This window comes from Candidatus Stygibacter australis (genome assembly GCA_030765845.1).
Classification (GTDB): Bacteria; Cloacimonadota; Cloacimonadia; order Cloacimonadales; family TCS61; genus Stygibacter; species Stygibacter australis.
Map to the genome: position 1 here is coordinate 1 of JAVCDJ010000136.1, position 6,932 is coordinate 6,932.

General features: G+C 36.9%; 5 protein-coding genes. All 5 read left to right on the forward strand.

All coding sequences use genetic code 11. The features are described from left to right. Window positions 1–800 precede the first annotated feature (800 nt). Entirely contained in the window at window positions 801–2,786 is a 1,986-nt protein-coding gene (locus RAO94_06900; protein ID MDP8322060.1) for a S8 family serine peptidase, read from the forward strand. A gap of 11 nt (window positions 2,787–2,797) precedes the next feature. Continuing rightward, window positions 2,798–3,871 carry a hypothetical protein gene (locus tag RAO94_06905; GenBank protein MDP8322061.1) on the forward strand — a complete coding sequence of 358 codons (1,074 nt, stop codon included), beginning with the start codon at window positions 2,798–2,800 and terminating at the stop codon, window positions 3,869–3,871. Between the two features lie 307 nt (window positions 3,872–4,178). After that, on the forward strand, window positions 4,179–5,051 hold the full coding sequence (locus RAO94_06910; GenBank protein ID MDP8322062.1) for a hypothetical protein: 873 nt from the start codon (window positions 4,179–4,181) through the stop codon (window positions 5,049–5,051). 145 nt (window positions 5,052–5,196) lie between these two features. Further along, entirely contained in the window at window positions 5,197–5,655 is a 459-nt protein-coding gene (locus tag RAO94_06915; GenBank protein ID MDP8322063.1) for a hypothetical protein, read from the forward strand. A gap of 114 nt (window positions 5,656–5,769) precedes the next feature. Beyond that, window positions 5,770–6,932, forward strand: a 1,163-nt coding sequence (locus RAO94_06920; protein ID MDP8322064.1) for a PAS domain S-box protein, incomplete at its 3' end; no start/stop codon positions are given.

The window sequence follows — 6,932 nt, forward strand, 5'->3', positions numbered from 1 at the left end:
TATTTTCCGCATCATATCCCCCTTTTTTATATTTTCAATTTAACTGAGTTCTTGTTTATTACACAACATTAATATCAAAACCAGTCAAGCATTTTCTCCTGTCCCCACCCAGACCTTCACAAAGACTGTTCAATCTTTATGGTTAATTTATCCCTGAAGGGGATTCACTATAATAGCCTCAGGTCGGCACGAAGTGACTACCTGGGGTTGATGCCAAAAACCACCACCCTCCCTCAAATACCGGCGCAGCAGGTGTTTGAGGGAGGGAAAGTAGAGGAGAAATTATTTACCCCTGGTTGTCGAAATACAACAACCAGGGGCTATTATAGTTATTCCCTTTCCGAGAATATGTCAATTTCCCAAAAATTGACATATATTATGTATATGTGCATTTTTGTGTTGTAAAAATTAAAAACCTGCAATGATATCAATTACTTTGATTGAACAGTCTCCCTTCACAAAAAAAACTATCTAAACCTACGAGTAAACATGGTGCTTCTAACGCAATAATCTGTCTGATAACAGCTTGAAATAAGCTATCATAATCAAGAATGAGCATTATATTCACAAGAGAAATCACTAAGGAGGAACAACTCAACCCGGCATGACATTTTTTTGTTATGCCGGGTTGAGTTGTATCTCTTTATAGATACTTTAAGACAATTTTCAGTATTTTTGAGAGATATAAGAAGAAAGTTGGTGGAAAGAAATAAATTCTGAGATTAAAAATATCTTGCGATAAGCTACCCTATTTTACAATATTGACATGAAATAATAAACCAGAATAGGAGTGTGATAACATGAGAAGGAAAATAATATTAACAGTTTTTATAATTCTACTGATAAATTGTATTCTGGGAGTGGATCTGCCATTTTCATTAAAAAATATCAGCAGTCGCAGTATGACGGAAAATCTACCAGATAATGAATATTTAAGCCCTTTGATCCAGACGAGTGATGGGTATGCTGTAGATGTTGTGCTCAGGGGTGAATTTCCCTTAAATGATCTGCCAGAGAGTAGCAGTAGAGTAGTCCGGTATGGTAATTTGACTACCATGCGTTTACCAGTTTCTGAATTGACAGCATTGGAAAATATTGCCGGGATTGAAGAAATATATCCGAGTATAAAATCAGAGGAGCTTTTAGATATATCCACCTCAGATCATATGAGTGGCGCGAGTTATGCGGGATGTGATGCAGATTATATTCAGGAGCAGTTAGGCAGGGGAGATGGAGTAATTGTCGGGTTGATTGACCCGTATCCCTTGAATTGGCAGCATGAAGATTTCAGTGATGAATCAGGGACAAGGATAGCCGCGATCTGGAATCAGTCAGGAACCGGTAATGCACCCATCCTGTTTGGTTATGGAAGTGAGTATTCCGCAGCCGATTTGAATAGCGGAACTGGACCAGCTATAAATAGTGGGCAGCATCACGGTACGCAGTGCACTGGAATAGCGGCAGGTGATGGAAGTGCCTCTGGAGGGAGTAGAGCAGGTATGCTGCCGGGAGCACAAATTATTTATGTTCAGCAATCCAGTGGTTCAGCAAATATTATCAATGCAATTGTCTATATAGCCCAGAAAGCAGCAGAGATAGACAGCTCAAAGCCAGTGGTGATCTCAATGAGCATTGGATCAATGTTCAGCGAACCAGATGGGAGTGATCCTGTAGCTGAGGCATTAACAAGTTTTGGTGGTGCTGGTCGCTGTTCGGCAGTGGCGGCCGGTAACTGGTATAATTACGATTGTTTTGTGACTGGTAATGCTCAATATGGTGATCCAGTAACGGACTTAAATTTTACTTTAAGCGGCAGCAATACAGGTGGAAATGATTTTGTGATCAGTAGATTATATTATCAGGTTGGTGATGATTTTAGCATAACATTATCAGATCAGGATGGCAATTCTTATGGTGCTGTGTCTCCCGGAGCAGATGAAATTTTTGACACTCCCGGTGGAAGGCTCTATATTTCTCATGAAGTGACGAGTTTAGGGAATCCTTATCTGGAACTGGTGGTATCTGATGAATATGGAACAATGACCGCAGGTGATAATTGGACGATAGAATTGGATATTCCAAATGAGAGTTTAGATGATGCGGGTGGTTTCTGGTGGGGCTGGATAGCTGGAGTGGGATATAATGCAGACTTTGAGAATTACTATCAGGGAGCATATTCCTTAAATGTTTATGCCTGCGGGTCAGAAACTATATGCGTGGGAGCGCATGATAAAACTAATGGCAATATATATTCAGCCTGCAGCAAAGGAGCTCCAGATATTGTTATAAAACCAGAATTGACTGCTCCCACAAATGCTTATACTACTAATGCTGCCAGTTCAACTGGATATTCAAGTCTGTGCTGCACAAGTGGAGCAGCTCCGCATGCAGCAGGAGCAATGGGCTTGATATTGGAAAGGTTTTCTGATCTGCAGCCAGCCGAACTTATTGGCAGATTGACAGCAACAGCATTTGTAGATGCTCAAACGGGAGCTGTACCTAACGACAGATGGGGTTATGGAAAGTTGAATGCCAAAGGTGGATTTTTATTAGTGCCTTGTCTGGGAGATGTGGATAATAGTTATGAAGTAGATGCTTTTGATAGCTCCATAGTTTTGATGATTGTTGCGGGGATAAATTATTTTGCTGAAGAAGACCCGCTTCCCTGGGAAGAATGGCGATTTAATTGGGCAGATGTGGATGGTAATGGAGTGATAGAATCCTATGATGCTTCATTAATACTGCAATTTGTGGTAGAATTAATAGATGAATTTCCAAATCAATAAAGGGGAATAAAATGAAAAGATTATTATTAATACTATTGATTGCCTTAATGTTCTGCGGGTTAAATGGAAAGGGAGCAGATGAACCAGGGGCATTTCTGGAGAATAATCTTGAGGAATACTGGCAGAAAGGGTGGGAAGCTTATCAGGCAGGTGAATATCAAAAGGCAGCAGATATCTATCTGGAAGGTTTGCAGTATGATATCACCAATGGTCAGGAGATGTATAATCTTGCCTGCTGTTATGGTTTGATAGGAAATGAAAGACTGGCAGCAAAATTTCTGGAATATTCAATCAGGAATGGTTTTGAGAATTATGATCATATCTCAACTGATCCTGATTTTGATAAAGTAAGAGAAAGTGTGGAATATACTGCTGTAGTAGATAGCCTGCAAAGGTATCTGGAAAAGAAAAAAAATCCTGATATAAAGGAATTATGGTTTGCATCTGAGGCTTATAGTAAAACATATTTAAGGTTACCTGATGATTATGATCCTCAGAAAATATATCCCTTAGTAGTGGGTCTGCATGGTTATGGGGCCAAAGGTGAAAGTTTTATTCGCTTATGGGATGCATTTGATACTAAAGATTTCATTTATGCCTGTCCAGAGACATTTTATCCATTTAATCTGGGTAAAGAGACTGGTTACAGCTGGTTTACCTGGACTGACGATGAAGAAATGAATAAGCAGATAGAGATAAAGACTGAGGAATATGTGGAGAGAGTAACCCGGGAATTGATGGATAAATACCAGATAAGTGATATTTATCTGCTGGGATTTTCTCAGGGATGTGGTTTAACCTATACAACCGGGATCAGGTATTATGATCTGTATAAGGGATTGATCTGTTTTGGAGGCTGGCTTAATATGGACAGACTATCTGATGAGGATATTGCTTCCGCAAACGGATTGAAGGTTTTTATTGCTCACGGAAAAGAGGATGATAGGGTAGAATTTAAGGAAGGAGAATTTGCCGAGGAAAAATTAACTGAAATGGGTTATAATGTAAAATTCCATGAATTTGAGGGTGGGCATCGAGTTTCCAGGGAAGCATTACAGGACGCTCAGAAATGGCTGGGATTTTAGAAAGAGTTTTTTAAAAATAAAGCCAGTGAGACCTGGAATTCATAAAACAGGCATCCCTCCGAGCAAAATAATTAGCTTGACATAGATTTTGTTAATATTATACATAGTTCATTGTTATATCGAATTTTATCAAATATAAAAATGAGATTAGTATAGAAGTGGTCATTGTTAATTGTAAAAGTTGATTCATGTTCATGATAGAAAACTTTTGTAGTTAAAATGATATGATAGCTGAGTAATAAAAATCCAATGCAATTGATACATTATATTGATACTCATTGGATATAGTAATATTTGGGAGGATTATATGAGGTATCTTTTTGCATTATTTGTAATTATTTTATTTTTAACAAGCTGTAGCGTAAATAGACAATTAACTGATTTAAACCATATTAACAACGAAGTGATAGTTGGTAGTAAAGTAAAAGTTTTGTATAACAAAGAAGACCTAACTGAAAAATCAATTTTCTATTTTAAAGATATTGCAACTGGACGGGAACGTAAATATGAAGCCGATTCAACGGGCTATTTAATTACAAAACTACCCAAAGGTGAATGGTTTCTGGAAGGGATATCATGTTTTTTTGAAGTAAAAGAGCCATTTTCTTATTATACTGAAACACCAGATAAATTAATAAAATTTCACATTCCTGACAATGAAAGTGTAGTCTATATCGGCGATATAATAATTAACTGGGTTGGACCAACCAAATTTTATATTGGTTATGGTGTAAGTGGTGTAGGTGTTGCGGCAGTGAAGCAAGCTTTTGATAAAGCGAGGCTTGGCGACGGTTATGGCATCGAATTTTATTCAAAAAATAATACTATACAATTTAGGAATTACTTCACTAATTATTATAATTCCAATATGAAAATTGAATATTTTGATTTACAACTTCCAGACCCCGATAATCTCGAGGAGCATGTTTTTGGAGACCCAGCTATATATTCTCGATATCACTCATTTAATTTAACAGATGGTATAGTGGTTATAGGAAATTTGAGAATGCTAGATAAAAAATATATCTATGTGTCACAAGGAAAGAAGCTTTATATATTTGATAAAGATAAATTAATTTCAATAACTGATCATGATAATATGGATATTACTGAGCAGGTATTCAAACAAGATACTTTCGAACGGATCAATTATAATTCGTACGAAATATTAAATTATTAATGATTAGAAATTAAAAATATTTTTAATAGGGATATTTACAACCTGTAATTCTCAGACAGGAGACTTGAACAGTGTTTCCAGGAGTGATGCATTTGAGTAAAAGGATTTTATTTATGCCTGTCCAGAGACATTTTATCCATTTAATCTGGGTAAAGAGACGGGTTACAGCTGGTTTACCTGGACTGAGGATGAAGAAATGAATAAGCAGATAGAGATAAAGACTGAGGAATATGCGGAGAAAGTTACCCGGGAATTGATGGATAAATACCAGATAAGTGATATTTATCTGCTGGGATTTTCACAGGGATGTGGTTTAACATATACTACCGGGATCAGGTATTATGATCTGTATAAGGGATTGATCTGTTTTGGAGGCTGGCTTAATATGGACAGACTTTCAGATGATGATATTGCTTCTGCCAAAGAATTGAAGGTTTTTATTGCTCAAGGAAAAGATGATAATATGGTAGAATTTAAGGAAGGAGAAATTGTCGAGAAGCAATTAACTGAAATGGGTTATGATGTAAAATTCCCTGAATTTGAGGGTGGACATCGCTTTCCCAGGGAAGCTTTGCAGGATGCTCAGAAGTGGCTGGGATTTTAATTGAGAATTGAGTTAAACTGGATATTAAGCGTCTTTAGAATTTATCTATTGACATTTTTTCTAAAATTAAATATTTAAAGTATAAATTTTAAGAATTATTTTGAGGGAGATTTAGTGGACAAAGAAACACAGATAGAATTTGAAAATGAAATAAAACAATTGCGCAATGAACTTCATAGTGCACATAAGTTTTTAGACTATCTTCCCGATACTGTTGTATTGATGAATGCAGAGCATGTAATCAAGCAGGTAAATAGAGAATTTACCAGGCTTTTTGGTTATTCTGCGGAAGAAGTAAAAGGTATAAATGCGGAAATTCTTTTCCCGGAAAAGAACAACTTGCTTGAAAATTTAGCAAAAGACAACATAGTACTACCTAAACAGGAATTGCGAAAGAAAGATAAAAGCAGTTTTTGGGGAGAAGTCCATATCAAGGCATATTATGATACTCAAAATCAACTAAAGGGATATTCCATCCTTATTAAAGATGTAACTGAGCAGCTCAGTTACAGGGAAGAACTGGAATTTCAATCATTACTTTTGGATAAAATACATGATGCAATTACAGCAACTGATCTGCAAGGAAATATAATCTATGTAAATGAAGCAGAATGCCGGGGATTTAACAAATCCCGGTCAGAGTTGCTTAGTATGAATGTGAAAGATTATGGAGAAGATATCCAGCATGGAGTAACACAGCAGGAAATTATTGAAAGCACATTTAGAGATGGTTTCTGGCGAGGTAAGGCAGTAAATTTTAATGATCAGGGCAAGCGTATCTTATATGATACACGCACTCAACTTATTTATGACCAGTCAGGAAATCCCGTAAGCATGGTAGGTGTTAGTACGGATATAACAGAGCGTGAAGATTCGATGAAGATCCTGGCAGAGAATGAGGAGTTTTTCAGAACGATATTTACTCACTCACCTGTGGGGATGACCCAACTGACGCAGGATGGGAAACATATAAAATGCAACGAACTATATTGTGAGATGACTGGTTATGAAATGGCTGAAATGCTGAATAAAAACTTTCAGGATATCACATGGTGCGATGATGTGAGAATGGAGCAGAGTTTAATAGAAACTGTTCAAGAAGAGAATGCGGAAAAATTAAACTATGAGAAGCGGATAGAACGAAAAGATGGTAGGTTGATCTGGGTGCATGTATATGCAAATATAGTGCGTGGAAAAGATAGAAACGCCAAATATGTTCTTGTATCGCTGGTGGATATTACCCGACAGCGGGAAAATTCAGAAAGATTATTAAATTT

Bases quoted from the DNA above. Each gene is read 5' to 3' on its own strand.
- RAO94_06910 (MDP8322062.1), top strand. From the start codon at position 4,179: ATGAGGTATCTTTTTGCATTATTTGTAATTATTTTATTTTTAACAAGC.
- RAO94_06900 (MDP8322060.1), top strand. From the start codon at position 801: ATGAGAAGGAAAATAATATTAACAGTTTTTATAATTCTACTGATAAAT.
- RAO94_06905 (MDP8322061.1), top strand. From the start codon at position 2,798: ATGAAAAGATTATTATTAATACTATTGATTGCCTTAATGTTCTGCGGG.